The sequence below is a fragment of the Shinella sedimenti genome (assembly GCF_022601905.1).
In the GTDB taxonomy this organism is placed as follows: Bacteria; Pseudomonadota; Alphaproteobacteria; order Rhizobiales; family Rhizobiaceae; genus Shinella; species Shinella sedimenti.
The window spans coordinates 38,084-58,965 of record NZ_JAKVIN010000002.1 but is presented as its reverse complement, the minus strand read 5'-3'; the positions used below and the strand labels follow the sequence as shown (position 1 = coordinate 58,965).

At 62.1% G+C, this 20,882-nt stretch carries 18 protein-coding genes; 8 read left to right on the top strand and 10 right to left on the bottom strand.

From position 1 onward, the window contains the following. Position 1 precedes the first annotated feature (1 nt). Complete coding sequence (locus tag MKI86_RS04455; protein ID WP_241597997.1) at positions 2–499, bottom strand: NUDIX domain-containing protein; 498 nt, start codon at positions 497–499, stop codon at positions 2–4. A 109-nt stretch (positions 500–608) separates the two neighbouring features. Between MKI86_RS04455 and MKI86_RS04450 the strand changes: the two genes are divergently transcribed. The 4 genes from MKI86_RS04450 (at position 609) to MKI86_RS04435 (ending at position 3,814) form a co-directional block, all read left to right on the top strand. Beyond that, positions 609–1,511 carry a metallophosphoesterase family protein gene (locus MKI86_RS04450; protein WP_241597995.1) on the top strand — a complete coding sequence of 301 codons (903 nt, stop codon included), beginning with the start codon at positions 609–611 and terminating at the stop codon, positions 1,509–1,511. Between the two features lie 129 nt (positions 1,512–1,640). Next, complete coding sequence (locus MKI86_RS04445) at positions 1,641–2,243, top strand: tetratricopeptide repeat protein (protein WP_241597993.1); 603 nt, start codon at positions 1,641–1,643, stop codon at positions 2,241–2,243. Positions 2,244–2,435: 192 nt separating this feature from the next. Next, positions 2,436–2,954, top strand: a complete 519-nt coding sequence (locus tag MKI86_RS04440; protein WP_160869739.1) for an RNA polymerase sigma factor — start codon at positions 2,436–2,438, stop codon at positions 2,952–2,954. Then, positions 2,954–3,814: an anti-sigma factor gene (locus MKI86_RS04435; protein WP_241597990.1), complete on the top strand. Its 861-nt coding sequence runs from the start codon at positions 2,954–2,956 to the stop codon at positions 3,812–3,814. The genes MKI86_RS04440 and MKI86_RS04435 overlap by 1 nt, the downstream gene beginning before the upstream one ends. Positions 3,815–3,907: 93 nt before the next feature. On the opposite strand, the gene MKI86_RS04430 is transcribed toward MKI86_RS04435, so the two are convergent. The 3 genes from MKI86_RS04430 to MKI86_RS04420 all read right to left on the bottom strand — a co-directional run bounded on the left by MKI86_RS04430 (position 3,908) and on the right by MKI86_RS04420 (position 7,245). After that, positions 3,908–4,381: a VOC family protein gene (locus tag MKI86_RS04430; RefSeq protein WP_241597988.1), complete on the bottom strand. Its 474-nt coding sequence runs from the start codon at positions 4,379–4,381 to the stop codon at positions 3,908–3,910. Between the two features lie 133 nt (positions 4,382–4,514). After that, complete coding sequence (leuA, locus tag MKI86_RS04425) at positions 4,515–6,221, bottom strand: 2-isopropylmalate synthase (RefSeq protein WP_241597986.1); 1,707 nt, start codon at positions 6,219–6,221, stop codon at positions 4,515–4,517. Positions 6,222–6,666: 445 nt separating this feature from the next. Next, positions 6,667–7,245, bottom strand: a complete 579-nt coding sequence (locus MKI86_RS04420; protein WP_117366840.1) for an ATP-dependent Clp protease proteolytic subunit — start codon at positions 7,243–7,245, stop codon at positions 6,667–6,669. 264 nt (positions 7,246–7,509) lie between these two features. Between MKI86_RS04420 and MKI86_RS04415 the strand changes: the two genes are divergently transcribed. Further along, positions 7,510–8,088, top strand: coding sequence for a HupE/UreJ family protein (locus tag MKI86_RS04415; RefSeq protein WP_241597983.1), 579 nt, complete (start codon positions 7,510–7,512; stop codon positions 8,086–8,088). Between the two features lie 79 nt (positions 8,089–8,167). Here MKI86_RS04415 and MKI86_RS04410 read toward each other — a convergent pair whose 3' ends face one another. The 3 genes from MKI86_RS04410 to MKI86_RS04400 form a co-directional block, all read right to left on the bottom strand. Continuing rightward, a complete protein-coding gene (locus MKI86_RS04410; RefSeq protein ID WP_241597982.1) occupies positions 8,168–9,085 on the bottom strand; it encodes a cation diffusion facilitator family transporter in 918 nt (305 codons plus the stop codon). Between the two features lie 153 nt (positions 9,086–9,238). Next, positions 9,239–10,048 carry a signal peptidase I gene (gene lepB / locus MKI86_RS04405; RefSeq protein WP_241597981.1) on the bottom strand — a complete coding sequence of 270 codons (810 nt, stop codon included), beginning with the start codon at positions 10,046–10,048 and terminating at the stop codon, positions 9,239–9,241. Between the two features lie 57 nt (positions 10,049–10,105). Next, positions 10,106–12,301: an anthranilate synthase gene (locus MKI86_RS04400; protein WP_241597980.1), complete on the bottom strand. Its 2,196-nt coding sequence runs from the start codon at positions 12,299–12,301 to the stop codon at positions 10,106–10,108. Between the two features lie 352 nt (positions 12,302–12,653). Between MKI86_RS04400 and MKI86_RS04395 the strand changes: the two genes are divergently transcribed. From MKI86_RS04395 to MKI86_RS04385, 3 genes are all read left to right on the top strand, one after another. After that, positions 12,654–14,954: a TonB-dependent hemoglobin/transferrin/lactoferrin family receptor gene (locus MKI86_RS04395; RefSeq protein WP_241597979.1), complete on the top strand. Its 2,301-nt coding sequence runs from the start codon at positions 12,654–12,656 to the stop codon at positions 14,952–14,954. 121 nt (positions 14,955–15,075) lie between these two features. Beyond that, a complete protein-coding gene (locus MKI86_RS04390) occupies positions 15,076–15,900 on the top strand; it encodes an extensin-like domain-containing protein (RefSeq protein WP_306424443.1) in 825 nt (274 codons plus the stop codon). Between the two features lie 90 nt (positions 15,901–15,990). Beyond that, positions 15,991–16,497 (top strand): DUF1993 domain-containing protein, encoded by a 507-nt coding sequence (locus MKI86_RS04385; protein WP_241597977.1) that lies wholly within the window; start codon positions 15,991–15,993, stop codon positions 16,495–16,497. Positions 16,498–16,535: 38 nt separating this feature from the next. On the opposite strand, the gene MKI86_RS04380 is transcribed toward MKI86_RS04385, so the two are convergent. From MKI86_RS04380 to MKI86_RS04370, 3 genes are all read right to left on the bottom strand, one after another. Next, the gene (locus MKI86_RS04380; RefSeq protein ID WP_241597976.1) at positions 16,536–18,215 is read right to left on the bottom strand and encodes a formate--tetrahydrofolate ligase; all 1,680 of its coding nucleotides are present in this window, start codon (positions 18,213–18,215) and stop codon (positions 16,536–16,538) included. Between the two features lie 220 nt (positions 18,216–18,435). Beyond that, positions 18,436–19,584, bottom strand: coding sequence for a DUF2333 family protein (locus tag MKI86_RS04375; protein WP_241597973.1), 1,149 nt, complete (start codon positions 19,582–19,584; stop codon positions 18,436–18,438). Next, positions 19,577–20,878, bottom strand: coding sequence for a DUF6638 family protein (locus MKI86_RS04370; RefSeq protein ID WP_241597971.1), 1,302 nt, complete (start codon positions 20,876–20,878; stop codon positions 19,577–19,579). The genes MKI86_RS04375 and MKI86_RS04370 overlap by 8 nt, the downstream gene beginning before the upstream one ends. Positions 20,879–20,882: the final 4 nt, after the last annotated feature.

The following is a 20,882-nucleotide window of genomic DNA, read 5'->3' as shown; positions in this document are numbered from 1 at the left end:
CCTACCAGATCTCCGCGAAAGGCAACCGGCCGGCGATTTCCTCCAGCCGCCGGCGGGTGGCCACGGTCGTTCCGGCCGGCAGCGCGTCCAGGCTGAAGAAACCTGCCTCGACGATCTCGCGATCCTTGAGGCGCGGAGCGGTCTGGCTCACGGCGTCGCAGCGGTAGAACAGCACGTGGTCGCGCTTGCTGGTCCGGCGATTGAAATAGACGTGGAGCAGCTGTGGCGCAGCGCCGATTTGAAGGTTGCCCTCCTCCCGCATCTCCTTGGCCAGCGCCTGAAGCGCGGTCTCGCCGCGCTCGATCCCGCCGCCGGGCAGATGCCAGCCGGGCACGTAGCTGTGGCGCACGAGAAAGACGCGGCCCTCCGCATCGAAACAGGCCGCCCGCACCCCCATCGTCATGCCGCGTGACCATGCGAAGTAGCGGTGCAACACCCATGTCAGGAGGCGCGCCTGAAGGCTTCGCGTCGGAAAATCGGGCAGCGTGTCCTGTTCCATTCCGGCACTTCGCAGCAAGGCCCTTCCCAAATCAAGCCTGCGTGATCGCGAAGCGCCGAATATCCACGCCTTGCGTTTCCCTTAACGGCCTTATGCTCTAAGGAAGGGTATGTTCAGACTTGCCCATATCTCGGATGTCCATCTCGGGCCGCTGCCCGCCCTCACCTTCGTGGAACTGTTTTCCAAGCGTATCACGGGCTTCGTCAACTGGCATCGCAATCGCCGCAGGCATCTCTTCACCAACACGCTCGACCTCGTGCTCGACGATATCGAGCGGCAGGCGCCCGATCATATGGCGATCACCGGCGACCTGGTAAACCTCGCCTCGCGGCTGGAGATCGCGGCCGTCCGCCACTGGCTCGCCGAGGCGGGCCAACCGGAAAACGTCTCGGTCGTGCCGGGCAATCACGACGCCTATGTGCGCGGCGCCTACGAAAAATCGACGCGCGCCTGGTATCCCTATATGCGCGGCGATGCCGCCCCGGTCGAATGGCAGGAGGACAGGCATGTCTTCCCCTATCTGCGCGTGCGCGGGCCTGTGGCCATCATCGGCTGCTCGACGGCCGTCGCGACGCCACCCTTTTCGGCATCCGGCTACTTCGGCAGGCGGCAGGCCCGCGAGACCGTGAACATGCTGCGGGCGGCGGGCGAAGCCGGCCTGTTCCGCGTCGTGCTCATCCACCACCCGCCCATCCGCGGCGCGACCGCCTTCCACAAGCGCATGATCGGCATCCGCCGCTTTGCCGCAACCATCACCAGCGGCGGGGCCGAGCTCGTGCTGCACGGCCATACCCATCTCGACACCGTGCACTGGCTGGCCGGCCAGACGAAGCCCGTGCCGGTCGTCGGTATCGCGTCGGCCTCGCAGGGGCCGGGCGGTCACAAGCCGCCGGCGGGCTACAATCTCTTCTCGATCTCCGGTTCCCCGGGCGATTGGAACGTCGTGCGCGAACGCTACGCGCTGACGCCGGACGCACAAAGTCTGGCGCTCGCGGAAACGACAAAATTCTAGACGCGTCCGAATAAATCACACCATTGACCCGTCATGATTTCTTGGACAGCCCCGCCGGATGCAACGACATCGGACGGGCCCACTTCCCTGACGGCCAGCGCCCGGCAGTGGACACGTTCGGAGGGAACCATGACCATTTACCGCCATAAACTGCTGCTTTCGCTGTGCGCCGCCGTCTCGCTGACGGCCTTCTCGTCCGCGCGGGCCGCGGAGTCCGATACAACCACGCCCCCCGTCGCCACCGAAACCACGACGACGTGCACCGACGGAAAGATCTGGAGCGACGAGAAGAAGGAATGCATCGCGCCGGAGGACCTGAAGCCCGCGGAAAAGAAGCCGACGGCAGAGGAACAGAAGAAGAGCGAGCGCCTCATCGACGACAAGCTCTATGAAGCCGCCCGCGAATTCGCCTATGCCGGCCAGCACGAGAATGCGCTTCGTGCGCTGCGCGCCGCCTATGACCAGGAGGATCCCCGCATCCTCAACTACATGGGCTACAACACCCGCAAGCTCGGCAACATGCAACTCGGCATGACCTACTACAAGCGTGCCCTCCAGAAGGACGAGAACTACATTCTCGCCCGCTCCTATATGGGCCAGGCGCTGCTCGAGCAGGGGGATGTCGAGGGCGCCCGCGTGCAGCTTGTCGAGATTCGCGACCGCGGTGGTGAAAACACCTGGGCCTATCGCGCGCTCCTGCAGTCGCTCGGCGGCGAACGCACCACCTACTGACATCGGTGCCTGCGTTCCTCGGGACGTGAAGACGCCGGAAACCGACGATCAATCCTGACGGGAACGCGGGAAACTGCGCATCCGGGTGCCGTTCATGCTTGCAGACCAGTGGAAGAATGTTTCATATCAGGCATTCGCCGTCATCGCGACGGCGAATAGAGCCATGATCCCAAACGTTTCCCTGGAAAAGCAATGCGTCCGACGGCTGAATCGAATGAGTTCCGGCGAGAACTGGTCAATTTGCTGCCGAAGCTGCGTCGTTTCGCCATGACGCTGACGCGCAACGGCAGCGATGCAGACGATCTCGTGCAGGAGGCGTGCGAAAGAGCGATCACGCGGTGCCATCTCTGGAACGGTGAAGGCCGGCTCGAAAGCTGGGTTTATGCAATGACGCGCAATCTCTGGGTGGACGAAATCCGCAAGCGAAAGGTCCGCACAGGGTCCGGCACCGTAGATGTGGCCGAGCAGGATAGCCTGCATATCGAAGCGTCGGCCGACAAGGCGGTCTATGCCAAGCAGTTGCACAAGTTGATCATGACGATGCCCGAAGGTCTGTCCAGCGTCTTCCTGCTGGTGAATGTCGAAGGCCACAGCTACCGCGAAGCAGCCGATATTCTCGGCATACCGATCGGCACCGTGATGAGCCGTCTTTCGGCGGCGCGCATCAGGCTTTCGGCCATGATCTCCGAGCAGACGGAAAGGAGGGCCTGATGGTTGGAAGTACGCAGGGTCTCCCGTTGGAAGTCCGTCTGTCAGCCTATCTCGACGGCCAGTTGCCGGCAGACGAAGTGGCGGAGATCGACGCGATCCTCGCCGACGACGCCGCCGCGCGCGCCGTCTACGAAAAGCTCAAGCTCGGCAGCGAGTTCGGTGCCCGCGCCTTCGAGAGGATGCTGCAGGAGCCGATCCCGTTCGATCTGGTGCGCAACATCAAGGACGTCCGCGGCGATCAAGATGATTCTTCGTCATCGCTCGGTTTTGCCGCCATCCCGATTTCGGACACCCGCGCGCCGCGCCGCAGCGCCTTCTGGCCGCAGGCGCTTGCCGCCTCGCTGGTGATCTTTCTCGCCGGCGGCGCCGTGGGCTACCTCATTTCAGAGCAGAAGCAGACTTCGTTCCAGTCCGCCGCAAACGAGTTCGCGCCCGCCCGCACCTGGCTCGACGATGTCGCGGACTATCATCGCATCTATGCGCGGCAGGCACGCCATCTCGTGGAAGTGCCGGCAAGCGAGAAGGACCATATCGCGGAGTGGCTCTCGGCCAGCACCGGCGTGACCTTCACCGTGCCCGACCTGACGGCACAAAAGCTGACCTTCGAGGGCGCGCGCCTGCTGGTGGCCAACGGCAAGCCGACGGCCCAGTTGCTCTACCGGGACGCTGAAAACGAGATCTTCGCAATCTGTTTCCTGAAAAGCGACCCGGTCGAGGGCACCACGGCGATGGTGGAGAGCATGCGCAACGATGTCGGCCTGATCTCCTGGCAGAAGGGCGATGCCTCCTTCGTGGTCGTCGGTCCATCCGCCGACCCTGATCTCGAACGTATCGCCGAAGCAGTCTCCACAACGATCTGACACCAGATTTTTCAGGTGAACACGAGTTCACCTGAAATACCTCTATCGTTCTTTTGGCCGCACTGTCCGCCGCCGAAGTGATGCCTTCCGGCCTCAGCCGCGCCGTGCCGCTTCGATCGCCGCCACGTCGATTTTCTTCATCGTCATCATCGCGCTGAAAGCACGCTTGGCTTCCGCACCGCCGACAGCAAGCGCCTCGGTCAGCACACGCGGCGTGATCTGCCAGGAAATGCCCCAGCGGTCCTTGCACCAGCCGCATTCGCTTTCCTGCCCGCCGTTGCCGACGATGGCGTTCCAGTACCGGTCGGTCTCTTCCTGATCCTCGGTGGAAATCTGGAAGGAGAAAGCCTCGTTGTGCTTGAAGACCGGGCCGCCGTTGAGGCCGATGCACGCAACGCCCGCCACAGTGAAGGCGACCACGATCACCTCCCCTTCCTTGCCGCTGGGATAGTCGCCAGGTGCCCGTGTAATGGCGCCGACGGCGCTGTCGGGAAAGGTTTGCGCATAGAAGCGTGCGGCCTCCTCGGCATCCTTGTCGTACCAGAGACAGATGGTGTTCTTTGCCATGACATGTTCCTTTCTTCCGTGGTTTCGTTGAACGATACCTAGAAGACGAACAATGCCCGGCCAGGCCGACACGTCCCGAAAACAAAAAGCCCGGCAATACGATTGCCGGGCTTTTGCAGTCTCTTGTCGGCCGTCAGCCGCGTGTCGCAAGCACCCGGTTGGCGGCGGACACGATCGCCTCGAGCGAGGCGGTCACGATATTGGTGTTGATGCCGACACCGAACAGCTTGCCGCCGGGATGCACGACCTCGACATAGGCGATGGCCGCAGCGTTCGAGCCCTGCTGGAGCGAGTGTTCGGAATAGTCGGCAACCGACATGTCTATGCCGAGATAGATCGACAGCGCATGGATGAAGCCGTCGATCGGGCCGGTGCCCTTGCCCTCGATGCGCTTCGTCTCGCCGCCGTCGGTGATCTCGGCCGCAACGATGCGCGCGCCCTTGCCGCTCGTATCGGGATAGGTGTGATGATCGACGAAGCGCAGGCGCGTGTCGGGCTGCGTGACATAGGTACGCATGAACTCTTCGTGGATGCGCTTGGCCGGCAGCTCAACGCCCTCCTCGTCGGTGATGCGCTGGATCTCGTCACGGAACTCGACCTGCAGGTTGCGCGGCAGGTTGATGCCGTAGTCTTCCTGCAGGATATAGGCGATGCCGCCCTTGCCCGACTGCGAGTTGATGCGGATGATCGCCTCGTAGGAACGGCCGACATCCTGAGGATCGATCGGCAGGTAAGGCACTTCCCACAACGGCTTGTTGGCCTTTTTGATGGCCTTCATGCCCTTGTTGATAGCGTCCTGGTGCGAGCCGGAAAAGGCCGTATAGACCAGTTCACCGACATAGGGGTGGCGCTCGGGAATGGCCATCTCGTTGGAATACTCGTAGACCGCCTTGATGCGCTCGATGTCGGAGCAGTCCAGCTTGGGATCGACGCCCTGCGTGTACATGTTGAGCGCCAGCGTCACCACGTCGACATTGCCGGTGCGCTCGCCATTGCCGAACAGTGTGCCCTCGACGCGGTCCGCGCCGGCCATCAAGGCGAGTTCGGTGGCGGCGATGCCCGTGCCGCGATCGTTATGCGGATGCAGCGAGATGATGACGTTCTCGCGGTTGTCGATGTTGCGGCACATCCACTCTATCTGGTCGGCATAGATGTTCGGCGTCGCCATCTCGACGGTGGACGGCAGGTTGAGGATCAGCTTGTTGTCGGCCGTCGGCTTCACGATCTCGACGACGGCGTTGCAGATTTCCAGCGCCACTTCCAGCTCGGTGCCGGTGAAGCTCTCGGGAGAATATTCGAAGCGGTAACCGCCGCCGGCCTTCGCAGCCATGTCGGTGATCATCTTGGCGGCGTCGGTGGCGATCTGCTTGATGCCGGGCACGTCCTTGGCAAACACCACGCGGCGCTGCAATTCGCTCGTCGAATTGTAGAAGTGGATGATCGGGTTATGCGCGCCGTCCAGCGCCTCGAAGGTGCGGGTGATCAACTCCGGGCGGCACTGCACCAGAACCTGCAACGAAACATCCTGCGGAACATTGCCCTGCTCGACACACCAGCGGGCGAAATCGAAGTCGGTCTGCGATGCCGATGGGAAACCGATCTCGATTTCCTTGAAGCCCATGTCGAGCAACAGCTGGAACATGCGGGCCTTGCGGTCGTGGCCCATCGGGTTGACCAGCGACTGGTTGCCGTCGCGCAGGTCTACCGAGCACCAGATCGGCGCCTTGTCAATCACCTTGCCCGGCCAGGTGCGGTCGGGAATGTTGATGACAGGATAGGGCTGATACTTGGCGGCGGCTTCGGGCATGCCCTGCTTGGGTGTATGGGTCTTCAAAATCATCGTCTTCGTCTCTTCGTCGTCCCGGCATTCGGCAAAGCGTCTTAGCGCAAGCTTCACAGTGCCGCACGTCATTTCATGACGTGCAAAGGCCGCTGTAGCAAGGACTATGCGCATTTTGCGATGGCGAATGCTGGCCATGGGCGGCCAGAACCGGAATTAATGCATAGGGGTGAAACGAGGAGCTATGGCCTGGGCGGGCTTTTCGGCCGCCGGGCGCTCCTCAACGAACCCGGCAACCGCGCGTAAGGCCGAGAAGAAGAAGCGAGGAGAAGCCGCGCGAACGCTCGCGAACAGCTGCGCTGCCGCGGGAAACTCGTTCGATGATCTGTGCGCCGGTCTTCAACATGAGGCCGTCTATACCGGCGGGACGCCGATTGCGCAACCATCTAAAAGAAAAAGCCCTCCGAAACGGGAGGGCTTCCTCAATTCATCTGGCCGAAAAGCCTCAGATATCCGCCTGGGACGTCACGATGCGCGAGACGAGGCCGTAACCCTTGGCTTCCTCTGCGGAGAGCCAGTAGTCGCGGTCAGTGTCCTTGGCGATCTTCTCGATCGGCTGGCCGGTGGCGTCGGCGAAGATCTTGTTCAGGCGCTCGTTCATCTTGATGATTTCGCGGGCCTGGATCTCGATATCCGACGCCATGCCGCGGGTGCCGCCCGACGGTTGATGCAGAAGGAAGCGGGTGTTGGGCAGGCAAAGGCGCTGCTCCTTGGGAGCGGCGACATAGATCAGTGCGCCGGCCGAGGCCACCCAACCCGTACCGATCATCCAGACCTTCGGCTTGATGAACTTGATCATGTCATGGATCGAATCGCCCGATTCAACATGACCGCCCGGTGAATTGACGTAGATGCGGATGTCCTCGTCGCTGGCGGCGGCAAGCGCCACGAGCTGCGAGCAGACCTTCTGCGCCAGTTCCTGATTGATGGGCCCATAGATGAAGATCGAACGCGACTTGAAAAGGTTCGCCTCCGTTTCCTTGCCCAGGGGCAGTTCCGTCTTCTTGTCGTCCTCGTCGCTCATCCAAAGTCTCCGGATTGCTCGTCAATAGTCGTGTCGCTGTCAGATAATGCGACTCACCCGCCAAGACAATGCAACAAAACGGATAAGGCGCGATAGAGCCTCGCCGCGACACCGGAAAACAGGGTAAACGCCGCGCTCGCACACAACAGGCACGCCCTACCCTGCATGAATTGCGTATGGACTTGGCTGCTGCTGTGCTCCTAGGATGGCATGGTGATAAATCGATGCCCGGCCCGCTCCCGGGGCCGGAAGACAGGGGACATCATGATCAGGATCCTTGGGCTGGCGAGCATCGCCTTCGCCGCCACCACCGCACCCGCCTTTGCCCATCTCAACCCGGCCGAACACGGCTCCTTCATGGCCGGCTTCTCGCATCCACTCTTCGGGCTCGACCACATCCTCGTGATGGTCGCCGTCGGCCTGTGGGCAGCGCAGATCGGCGGACGTGCGTTGTGGCGCGTGCCGCTCGCCTTCGTCGCGACCATGGCTGTGGGCTTCGGCGTCGCCGTTGCCGGCATCGACCTGCCCTTCGTCGAGCCGGCGATCCTCGCCTCCGTGGTCGCGCTCGGCCTGCTGGTCGCCATGGCGGTCCGGCTCGATGCGGCGATGTCGATGGCGATCGTCGCCGTCTTCGCGCTTTTCCATGGCCATGCTCATGGCGGCGAACTCGGCGCTGCGGGCGCCCTGCCCTTCGGCGTCGGCTTCGTCATCGCGACCGCGCTGCTGCATGCCGCAGGCATCGGGCTGGGTCTCGGCATTGCGCGGCTTTCTGGCAACGGCATCGTGGCCCGGATCATCGGCGGCCTGACCGCCCTGGCCGGCCTCGCCCTCGCCTTCGGCTGAAACCGAGCCTGAAACGGCGGCGTGAAAATGCCGCCGTTCGATAAAGCATGTCCGGTGAACCGCGGTTCACCGGCATGATCTAGACGTCAGGCGCCGTCATCCGCACGCGCTCGCCATGCGCCTTCTCCGTTTCCGGCTCGACATGGATGGCGATCTGCGCGCCGGGTAGAACGACGCGGATGGCGTCCTCCAGCCGGTCGCAGATGTCGTGCGCGTTGCCGACCGCCATTGCCGCCGGCACCACCAGATGGAAATCGACGAAGGTCGCCGCCCCCGCACGCCGTGTCTTGAGGTCGTGCGCGCCGAGCGAACCCGTGGCATTGGCCGCAATCGCCGCCTTGATGGCCTCAGCTTCCGCCGGCTCCACCGCATGGTCCATCAACCCGTCCACCGAATGCGTGATGACCTTCCAGCCCTGATAGAGAATGTTGAGCGCAACGAGCACGGCGAGCAGCGGATCGAGCATGGCATATCCGGTGAGGATCGCCAGCACGAGACCGACAAGCACGCCGACGGATGTCACGACGTCCGACAGGATATGCTGGCCGTCGGCCGCAAGCGCAGGCGAGCGGTAGCGTTTGCCGGCACGAATGAGCACCATCGCCCAGATCGCGTTGAGTACCGCGGCTGCGAAGTTGATGGCAAGGCCGAGCACCGGCGCCTCCATCGGCGTGGGCGCAAAGACCGCCGGCAGCGCCTCCTTCACGATAAGAAGTGCAGCGACGACGATCAGCACGCCCTCCAGCACCGCCGAGAGATATTCCGCCTTGTGATGCCCGAAAGGATGCGTCTTGTCCGCGGGTTTCGCCGCATAGCTGATCGCAGCGAAGGCGACGATGGCGGCGATGACGTTGACGCTCGATTCCATTGCATCCGACAGGAGTGCGACGGAACCAGTCACCCACCAGGCCACGAGTTTCAGCCCCATCACGAAGAAGGCGAAGGGAATGCCCCACAGCGCCAGCCGCTGGACCGTCCTGATATCCGATTTTTCCATGCCGCTCTCCATGCGCATGCAACCGAGTTGCAAAAAGCCTGGCCCATCAACGCAAAACCGCCCGCGCGGTGTGTCGCGCAGGCGGTTCTGTATGCTGGGCGTTTAGAGCAGACGAGCCGGTTTGTCAAAACCGCAAACCGCTTGCGGCATCGTTCATCTGAGCGTTAGCCCGATCCGCGCGTGGTCGTTGGCCGCGAGCACCGAGGCGGCGACACCGACGACGTCGGACTGCGCGACGAAACCGTCTTCGTTGAACATGTCGGGGAAACGGCTGTCGAGCGAATTGTACCGGTTGTCGCCCATGACGAAATACTTGCCTGTCGGCACCGTGACGGGCCCGAAATTGTCCGCCTGGGTCTGCGGACGCGGGTCCGGCATGGCGATCGTGTAGTTTCGGCCCTCAGGCGTTGTCTCGCGCACGACGGCAGCGGAGAAGATGTCGTCGCCATATGTCTCTCCGGTCACCTCGCGGGCAAAGGGCTTGCCGTTGACAAGCGCGTCCCCCGCGCGGATTTCGACCGTATCCCCCGGCATGCCGATCACCCGCGTTATGCCCAGCGAGGCAGCGCCCTGGTATTTCGCATTGTGCACGAGGACATCGCCCCGGCGGACCGCGCCGAAATCCTTTTGCAACACGGCGACAGTGTCTTTTTCCAGCAGTCCCGGCGCCATGGACAAGGACGGAATGCGCACCAGCTTGACGCCGCAGAGATCGCGGTTCATGCGCGCAACGTCGCAGGTCTCGGGAAGCGTGGACGCCAGGCCATGCGCGGACCGTTCGGTCGCCGTCTGGATCGCAGTCACATCGGCGGTGAAGGCGTCGGCCTGCGCCAGCCAGACCGGCAGGCTGGCCGAAACGAGGGTCTTGGCCGCCGCCTCCCGTTCATCGGCCGCATGGGCCGCTGCCACCGACAGGCTGAGCGCCGCAAAAATTTCGGCCATCATTCGCTTCGACTGTATCATTCCATCGTCTCCGGCTGCGCCGCGCCTGTCCCGTGGACTGGCGCGGCAAACGGTCGGTCAGGCCACCTTGCTTTTGGCGTCCTTCTTCTTGGAAAGATGCGCCACCACGTTCTCGATCATGCGCATGCCGGCATCCTGCCCGAGCGTCATGATCGATTCCGGGTGGAATTGCACGGCTGCGACGGGTTCGCTGGCATGCTCGATGCCCATGATCGTGCCATCCTCGCTCTCGGCCGTGATGATGAAATCGCGCGGCAGGGTCGAGGGATCGGCGAAGATCGAGTGGTAGCGGCCGACTGTGACTTCGCGGCCCAGTCCCGAAAACACGATGCCCGGCTCCAGCACGCGGATGCGCGAGGGCTTGCCGTGCATGGGAACGGCGAGCTGCCGCAACTCCCCGCCATAGGCCTCCGCCAGTGCCTGCAGGCCGAGGCAGACGCCGAAGATCGGCAGGTTGCGGGCGCGCGCCTTCTTGATCGTCGCCTTGCAGTCGAAGTCTTTCGGATTGCCCGGTCCGGGCGACAGCACGACGAGGTCGGGATTGATGCGATCGAACACCTCCTCCGGCACCGGCGTGCGCACGGTCGTCACGTCCGCGCCGGTCTGGCGGAAGTAATTGGCGAGCGTGTGCACGAAGCTGTCCTCGTGATCGACGAGCAGGATCTTCACCCCTGCCCCGACCGATGCGACATCACGCTGGACCTTGGCGGCATTGCCCGACTTTGCGTCACGAATGGCTGCGATCATGGCGGAGGCCTTCAGTTCGGTTTCGGCTTCTTCTTCGTCCGGGTTGGAATCGTAGAGCAGCGTGGCGCCGGCCCGCACTTCCGCAATGCCATCCTTGATGCGGATGGTGCGCAGCGTCAGCCCCGTGTTCATGTCGCCGTTGAAGCCGACCATGCCGATCGCCCCACCATACCATGCGCGCGGGCTCTTCTCATGCGCCTCGATAAAGCGCATCGCCCACAGTTTTGGCGCACCCGTCACCGTCACGGCCCAGGCATGCGAGAGGAAGCCGTCGAAGGCATCCATGTCGTCGCGAAGCCGCCCCTCGATATGGTCGACCGTGTGGATGAGGCGTGAATACATCTCGATCTGCCGGCGGCCGATGACCTTTACCGAACCCGGCTCGCAGACGCGGCTCTTGTCGTTGCGGTCGACATCCGAGCACATGGTGAGCTCGGACTCGTCCTTCTTAGAGTTGAGCAGCTTCAGGATCTGCTCCGAATCGGCAATCGGATCGTCGCCGCGCTTGATCGTGCCCGAGATCGGGCAGGTCTCGATGCGCCGGCCCGACACGCGCACGAACATTTCCGGCGAGGCACCGACGAGATATTCCTGGTTGCCGAGATTGATGAAGAACGAATAGGGCGACGGATTGATCGCCTTCAGGCGCCGCGAAATTTCCGAGGGCTTGCTTTCGCAGCGCTCGAAGAACTTCTGGCCCGGAACCACTTCGAAAAGGTCACCGCGCTTGAAGCTTTCTTTCGCCTTGACGACCAGTTCGGCATATTCGCCCGGTCGATGGTCGCCATGCGGCGGGATGACATCGACGGTCTCAAACGGCTCGGCCGCGATCGCCTCGGCCTTGCCTTCGGTCGACTGCCCGTCCTTGGCAAAGTCGTAGCGGTCGATCCAGGCCTTGGCGGCGTAGTGGTCGACGACGAGGATTTCGTCCGGCAGGAACAGCACCATATCGCGCTGGTCGTCCGGCCGCGTGAGCTTCAGGTCGATGGCATCGAACTGGAAGGCGAGATCGTAACCGAAGGCGCCATAAAGGCCGAGATTGGCGTCCTGGTCCGAATGGAAGAGATCGGTCACGGCGCGCAGCACCGTGAAGACCGTCGGCATCTTCGAGCGTTCCTCCTCGGTGAACACCCGGTCGGGCATCTTCACGTCGAGATCGAGACGCGTCGCCGAACGCGCGCCAAGTGCCAGTTCCGGCACGGCGGCGAGACGGTCGGCGATGAAGGAGAGCAAGACCTCGCCGCGCGCATTGTAGGCTTCGATCCAGACGGCGCGACCGAAGGAGGAAATGCCGATCGGCGGATCGACCACAGCCGTATCCCAGCGGGTATAACGACCCGGATACTCGTAGTTCGACGAAAACACGGCGCCGCGCCGCTCGTCGAGCTTGTCGATATAGGTCGAGATCGCATTGGCGTAATCCGCCGCGCGACGCCGCCGGGTGACGGTCACCCCGCCCTTGGTCTCATAGGCCTCGCTGCCGTCATCCAGTACTTTCGTCGCCATTCCCCACTCCGTTTTCAGGCCCGGTCTTTAAGAAGGCGGCCTAAAACACAAAAAAGCCGCCTCGAATTCTCCGGGCGGCTTGTCGTCTCAATCACGCATGACTGGTCAAGGCCGCCTCAGCGAGCCCACCACCAGCCAGCGATGATGATCATGTTCGTCATGGCGGGATTGTTAGCGCGAGATGCGCGACTACGCAAGACCACCTTGTTCGCAGCCGAACCATTTCCTCACCTGTCGCAAAAGCACAACGCCAACAAAAACATGAATTAAAAAATCATATTCAAACTTGACTCATTGAGGAAACATTTAGTAGCCACATTTCCGCCCAATTGCAAAACGCCAAGGAGCTTCCATGCGCTGGTCCAAATCGCCGCGTCTACGTCTGTTGAGTGGATCGGCCGCCCTCATCTTCTGCATGCCCACGGTCGCCCTCGCTCAACAGGCGACGACCACCGCGACGCAGCTCGAAACCATCACGGTGCAAGGAAAGAAGCAGGCGCGCGTCGCACCGTCCCCCCTGACGAAGACGACTGAGCGTTCCACGCTCGACGAACGAATGGTCACCGACTTCAATGACTTCTCCCGCCGTGTCGACGCCGGTGTGAACTTCAACAGCACCAGTAAAAGCGTCAACCTGCGCGGCCTTCAGGATAACCGTGTCCTGACGACGATCGACGGCATCCGATTGCCATGGCTCACCGATCCACGTGACAGCGCCCGGGGTGGTGTCAACGCCTTCGATTTCGACAGCCTCTCATCGCTGGACATCACGAAGGGAGCGGATTCGAGCAAGTACGGTTCGGGTGCGCTCGGTGGCGTCGTCGAACTCCGTACCCTCAATCCGGAAGACTTGGTCCAAAACGGCAAGACTTTCGGCGGCCTCGTGAAGAGCGGGTATGACAGCAGCGACCGCAGCACGGGTGGTAACGGCGCCGTTGCTGCACGTTACGACGATACGTGGGTTCTCGTGCAGGGTGGCTACAAGAAAGGCCACGAAACGAAGAACCTCGGCGAAATCGATGGATACGGCAACACCCGCACGGAAGCCAATCCGTCCGATTTTGTACAGAGAAACCTCCTCGTCAAATTCCATCAGTATCTCGAGGGCGGTCACCGCTTGGGCCTCACAGCTGACCTGTATAACCGCGACGAGGACATCGATGACCGGCGAGGCACGACGGCCAGCTATCGGCCAGGCACGCTGAAGAGTGGCGAAGAAGTCGACCGCAAGCGCCTTTCGGCCAGCTACGATTTCGATTCTCCGGATGGTTCGGACATCGTCGACAAGGCTAACCTCACTGCCTATTGGCAGAAGGAAACGCTCAACCGCAGGACGAACGGATTTCGCCTTCGTGACGCGCGCGCAGACATCATTCCCGGGGACCCTTTCCGCTACGGTTTTCCAACCGGCGACTATATGCGCGACAACATGCTCGAGCAGTCCTCCTACGGCCTCACAGGGAACGCCTCGAAGGAATTGGAACTCGGTGGCATCAGTCATAATTTCAGATTCGGCGGTGAAATCTACTGGCAGGACACCCATCAATATTCCGCAGGCAAGGACAATTGCCCGACGATCAACTGGAACGGAATTCCTCAGCCGTTCGGCCCGCAGTCGTGCCGCATGCTGCACACCAACGCATCCGACATGCCAGATGTGGACAGCACCGTGGCAGGCCTGTTTCTCGAAGACGACATTAAGTTCTTCGATAACCGCCTGACAGTGACGCCAGGCGTGCGCCTGGACTGGTACAGCCATTCGCCTCAGCGAACGGCGACCTTCGAAAGCAGCCCGAACTATGACCCGGCTTACATGAAGAAAGCCGATGACTTCGGCATCTCGCCCAAGTTGCGTCTGGCATGGCAGGCAACCGAGGAACTGGAACTCTTCACCCAGTACGCCCGCGGCTTCCGCGCGCCGAGCGTGACCGAACTCTATCAGAACTACGGCGCGCCCGGCTCGTATGCCCGCTTGGGCAACCCGAACCTGGATACGGAAACCAGCAACGGCTTTGAAGCCGGTGCGCGGTACGAGAGCGACGACTACACGCTGTCTGCCACGGTCTTCAACAACTACTACCGCAACTTCATCGACACGGTTGTCATCGCCCCCCCAGGTGGCGATTATCCGGTCGGTGGCATTACGGGCTACGAAAATCGCAACAAGGTGCGGATCTACGGTGTCGAACTCGGCGGCGAATGGCGCTTCCATGAAAACTGGCGCACATGGGGTTCGGTGGCCTGGTCGCATGGCAAGGACACGCAGAAGGACGACTACCTCAACTCCGTCGCCCCGCTGCGCGCCATTGTCGGTCTCGGCTACGCAACGGAGACTTGGGGCAGTGATCTCTCCCTGACTATGGCATCGGCCCGCAACAAAGTCAGCCGTGGCGAAACCAGCAACGGCCAAGTAACGGGCAAGGGATTCGAAGCGCCGGGTTATGGCATCGTTGATGCGACCGTCTGGTGGCAGCCGGAAAAGATCGGCGACACCGATCTGAGCGGCCTGCGCGTCCAGGCCGGCGTCTTCAACGTCTTCAACAAGCGCTACTGGAATGCGATCGACGTGCCGGCAGACACGTCGCTTGCCGCCCGCGACTACTTCAGCGAACCGGGCCGGACCTTCAAGGTCTCGATTACGAAGAAGTTTTGATCGCTCGCAAAACCTGAGAAAGCCCGCCTGACGGCGGGCTTTTGCATTTACAGGCCGAGTCGCGGCAACCAAATCGGTTCCACGGCGTTTCAATCCTGCTCTTCAGTGGGAGACAGGTCCGATCGCTACCATTTCTCGCATAGCGCTTATTGCTGCCATCCTTACCCTCACAGGCGCCGCCGAGCTGCCGGACAACGGGCCGCGGCCGGTTGCGCGACCGGAGGAAAAAGTCACGCCCGGAACGGAAAAGGCCACGCCGGATGGCGCCGCCGAGCCCGACAAGGACAAGGTCTCCGACCAGGTCAAGACGACACAAAAGGACAACGGTAAGTCCGACGACAAGGAGAAGGCTGCCGAGGAGGAGAAAGCCGCGGAGCGGCCTAAGGAGAGCGCGGCAGATGAGGCGGCGTGCCGGGTTGCCTTGCAGAAGATCGGCGCCGTCTTCACGGACGCTCCGGCCATCGAGGACGGCATGGCCTGCGGTATAGACAAGCCTCTCCTGCTGAGTGCGCTCAAGGATGGTGTGAAGGTCGAGCCCCCTGCCACGGTGCGCTGCGAAACAGCCCTCCAGCTTGCGCGCTGGATGGAAGGTTCGGTGGCGCCGGCCCTTTCGACGGCCATGCCGGGCGAGACCATAAACCAGCTCGCGCAGGCATCCGCCTACGTTTGCCGCAACCGCAACAATGCCGAGACCGGGCGGATTTCCGAGCACGCTTTCGGCAATGCCATCGACATCGCTGGCTTCACGCTGAAAAGCGGCAAGACCATCACCATCCGCCCGGCCGACAAGGACCCGTCCCTCGAAGGTGCGTTCCAGCGCGCCATCACGGAGGCCGCCTGCCTCTATTTCACGACGGTGCTCGATCCCGGCAGTGACGCCGCGCACGAGAACCACCTGCATCTCGATGTGAAGGAACGGCGCGGCGGCTATCGCTATTGCTGGTAAGGCGCGCGGATTAATTGCCCTGGCCTCCTGAAAAGACCCTTCAGGCCACCTATCTGTCCCGGACCCGCTCTATCCTCAAAGGTCCCCCACATGTCGATCACGCCCTACGAAATCTCCGTGCCCACCTTCCAGCGCGGCTTTGCCGTGCTCTCCAAGTTGCTCGACAAGGCGGAGGCCTTTGCAGAAGAGCGCAAGATCAAGCCGGAAGTGCTGGTCGAGGCGCGTCTGGCACCCGACATGCTGTCGCTGGCCGGCCAGGTCCAGCGGATGAGCGACACGGCGAAGTTCGCTGCCGCGCGCCTCACCGGCACGGAAGCGCCGAGCTTCGCGGATGACGAAAAGACGCTCGCCGACCTGCGCACCCGCATTGCCAGGACCACCGATTACCTCGCTTCCGTGCCGCAGGACGGCTTCGAGGGCGCGGCGGAGCGCATGGTCACGGTAAAATCGCGCGGCGGCGAACACACCTCGACCGGCAAGGAATACCTTCTCACATTCGCGCTGCCGAACTTCTACTTCCACCTCACGACCGCCTACGCGATCCTGCGGCACAATGGCGTGCCGGTCGGCAAGCTGGATTATCTCGGCCGCGCATAGCCGGAAACGTTGGGGGCGCCCTTTGGCGCCCCCAAATCTCAGAACAGGCCTTCGATATGCCCCTGCTCGTTCAGTCGGATCCGTTCCGACGACGGCGACCTCGGCAGGCCGGGCATGGTCATGATCTCGCCTGTGATGACCACGACGAAACCGGCGCCGGCCGAAAGACGCACCTCGCGCACCGGCACGACATGGCCGGAGGGCGCGCCCCGTAGGTTCGGATCGGTCGAGAACGAATATTGCGTCTTGGCCATGCAGACCGGCAGGTGCCCGTAGCCCTGCGCCTCCCATGCGTGCAACTGGTCGCGCACGCTCTTGTCGGCGGTGATCTCCGAGGCGTGATAGATTTCCCGAGCGATGGTATCGATCTTCTCGAAGAGCGGCATGTCGTCGGGGTAGAGCGGGGAGAACTGCGCGTGGCCGGACTCGGCCAGTTCCACCACCTTGTGCGCCAGTTCTTCGATGCCCGCCGAGCCTTCCGCCCAATGCTTGCACAGCACGGCTTCCGCGCCCAGTGTCGCCACATAGTCCTTCACCGCCTGGATTTCGGCGTCCGTGTCGGACGTGAAGTGGTTGATCGCCACCACGACGGGAACGCCGAATTTCTTGACGTTCTGCACATGCCGGCCGAGATTGGCGCAGCCCTTGTTCACAGCTTCGATGTTCTCGCGACCAAGATCGTCCTTCTTCACCCCGCCATTCATCTTCATGGCCCGCACCGTGGCAACGATGACGGCCACATCAGGCTTCAGCCCGGCCTTGCGGCACTTGATATCGAAGAATTTCTCCGCGCCGAGATCGGCGCCGAAGCCGGCTTCCGTCACGACATAGTCGGCAAGCTTCAGCGCCGTCGTCGTGGCGACGACAGAGTTGCAGCCATGCGCGATATTGGCAAAGGGACCGCCGTGCACGAAGGCGGGATTGTTTTCCAGCGTCTGTACGAGGTTCGGCTGCATGGCGTCCTTCAAGAGCACCGTCATCGCGCCGTCCGCCTTGATATCGCGTGCGAAAACCGGTGACTTGTCGCGCCGGTAACCGATGATGATATTGCCAAGGCGCTTTTCGAGATCCTTGAGATCGACCGAAAGACACAGGATCGCCATGACCTCCGAAGCGACGGTGATGTCGAAACCCGTCTCGCGCGGATAGCCGTTGGCGACGCCGCCGAGCGACCCAACGATGTGGCGTAGCGCGCGATCGTTCATGTCCATAACACGGCGCCAGGCGATGCGGCGCACATCGATGTTCTGCTCGTTGCCCCAATAGATGTGGTTGTCGATGAGCGCGGACAAAAGGTTGTGCGCCGAGGTGATGGCGTGGAAATCGCCGGTGAAATGGAGGTTCATGTCCTCCATCGGCACGACCTGCGCATAACCGCCGCCGGTCGCCCCACCCTTCACGCCGAAACACGGACCGAGCGATGCCTCGCGGATGCAGGTGATCGCCTGTCTGCCGATGCGGTTGAGGCCATCGCCGAGACCGACCGTGGTCGTCGTCTTGCCCTCGCCAGCCGGCGTGGGGTTGATGGCGGTGACGAGGATCAGTCTGCCGTTCTTGCGGTCCTGCTGCGCAGCGATGAACGCGGCATCGATCTTCGCCTTGTCGTGACCGTAGGGGATCAGGTGTTCGGACGGGATGCCGAGCTTCGCCCCGATTTCGACGATGGGTTTCTTTTTCGCGGCGCGGGCAATTTCAATATCGGACTTCACATCGGCCATACGGTGTCGCTCCCTCTTCAGCGTTTTTGGCTACCACGGGCTCCTCTCCCGTAGCGGCACTTTCTTGTCTTGGCGCGTCATTTCATCGTGAAGCCGTGTGCGATGCCACGCCGGAATTTGCCGCCCGGTACGCCAGAAACGACATGCAGCCCTTAAATTGCGCCCGAACTAAAAACGGCACGCAACTGACGATGCGTGCCGTCCAGAATGGATCGGGTGATCAGCGTGCCAGAACGTCTCGCATTTCCACGAGGTTGGAGCGTACGCGCAGGATATAGAAGCCGATGGTGGCCAGATGCGTCGGCATGATCCAGCCGTCCTCGCGACCGTTGGAGATGATCGCCGGCTGGATGTTGAGCGCCGAGCGCAGCTGCTTGATGCTTTCCGTCCAAAGCGGCTCGATGCCGCGCGCCTTGATCACGGCGTCGAAATCCGCGCCGGCGGCGGAAAGAATGCCGTAATAGCCGTAGAGCTGGCCATAGGCGAACCAGAAGCGATCATCCGCCCGCGTGTCGAACCAGCCGCCATTGTGGAATTCGGAGCGCTCGCGAATGATGGCCGAGGTGGAGCCTATGTCATTCGAAATGCGGTCAAGGAACTCGATCAGGTTGTCGGAGCGGCCATCGAAGATCGCGTCGCACGCCTCGAGCGACGCGTTGAACTTGCGCAGGTCCGCCATCGCCGTGCGGTAATAGTTCGGCGTCGGGGTCTTGGGCAGCAGTGAATCGGAGCCGAAATACCAGGTTTCCTCGTCGAACTGCATGTTGCCGCGGGCGCGCTGGAGATCGGCGTTGATACCGGACGTGCCGCGAACGCGGCCGAGCACATCCACAAGCTCGACGGCCGTGCGGCGGACGGTCTGGTTGACGCCGCGCTGGAACGCCGCCTTGTTGTCGAACCACGGCGTCCTGTCCCAGTCGAGCCCGAACAGGCCGAGCTTGTAGAGCAGCATGGACGAAATCCAGGCGTTCTGGTTGACGTTGTAGTCGATGAGATCCGCCGTCACGTCAACGATGGCCGAGCGCACGCAGGTCTTCGGCGCCGGCTCTGCGATTTCACCGGCGGCCGGCGTGGTGGTCGTCGTGGTTGAAGACGCTCCCGCATCCTGTTTGCGCTGCGCGAGGTTGTAGTTGTTGATGTAGTCAGGATTGAATCCGCTCCACATCTGCGTCTGCCAGATGAAATAGGCATAGAAGCCGACGAGCAAAAGCACGCCGATGCCGATCGGTCCCTTGATGATCCAGCTGCGCTCGCGGCACCAGTTCGTCGCCGTGACGAAGGGCCAGAGCAGCCAGGCGACCGCCGTGCCGATGCCCCGGCCGATGGCCGAAAAGATGCGCTGAAAGAACGCGACGACCGGATCAAGCATAAGGGTCATCCTCTCTGATGCCGTAAAGTTTCCTGCGGAAGGCAGCCTTGTCTTGCAGATAGGTCCGCGTCAACGTTGCAACAACATAGGCGCGGAACTTTTCGCTGTATTGATCGTAGGCAGAATAGAATCCCTGCTTGTCGAACACGAAGCGGGACACGAAATCGTAGGGAACCATTTGTGAAATCAAACGGTTGACCAGCCACTGATCGGGATGCGCCGGGGCCGCGCGCACCAGCATGAACCGCCGCTCCGGCGCGATGTCGGCAATCTTGATCTCGCCCGTCGCCGCCACCGTGCGGATCGCCTCTTGCAGGAAGGGATAGGTCCCGTCGCGCGCCACGCGATCCGCATTGCGGTGCATCCAGGTCTGCAGCCAGATCCGGTCCATCTTTTCCAGATCGGTTGTCGGATCGGCCTGGTTGACGAGGTTCACGATCGTCATGTCTGCCCGGTGCTGGAAGAGCCCCGACGGCTCCACCCACGAGGCACGCGGCAGTTCCAGTCGCCCCGTGGAGGCAAGGAAATCGAAGATGCGCTTATGGTCGTCGAGCGCGATGTAGCTGACCTGCCACGGGCGCGAACGGCGGAAGCCCGGCACGGTCGGATCGCAGATGACCGTCGTCGTCTTGTCGTCGAGAAAGACATAGACGCCGCCGAAATGGTTCGCCCAGTAGGCATCATGACGGAACACCAGCTGGTCGGGCACCAGCGCGTTCTGCCTGATGTCGCCGGTCTGTTTGGCGAGGTCCACCATGCGGTTGAGCATCGCATCGTCCGACCAAGCGTTTGGCACTGTCTTCAACCGATCGACCAGCCCGCGCAGCTCCGCCGCCTTGCCGAGCATGTCCTCGGCCGACAGCACCTTGAAGCGCACCTCGTTGATCGACAGCAGGTCGTCGATATCGTTGACGACCGAAACCGAGTCCTCGATCTCGCCATAGAGAGCATCGCGAATGGTGATCGCATTGATCGCCCGCGCATTGGCCGAGAAGAATTCGTGCATCAGCGCGGCGGTATTGGAAAAGCTCGTATGCACCACCGGCAGGTTCACCTGATCCGGCGTCATGATGATGAAGCGGCGGTTGACCCGGTTCGGATCGAGATAATCACGGTCGCCAAGCTCGTCGGCAATTTCCGGCGAAAAGCCTGTCATGTCGATGCGGAAACGGGAAAGCGCCGTGCGCCGCATTCCGAACCCGTCAAGCGCCTTGTTGTATCGTTCGACAAGATGCGGCTCATCGATCGGCAGCAAACGCCCATAGATCAGTTCGGCTTCGAGGAGGAGTTTCATGCCG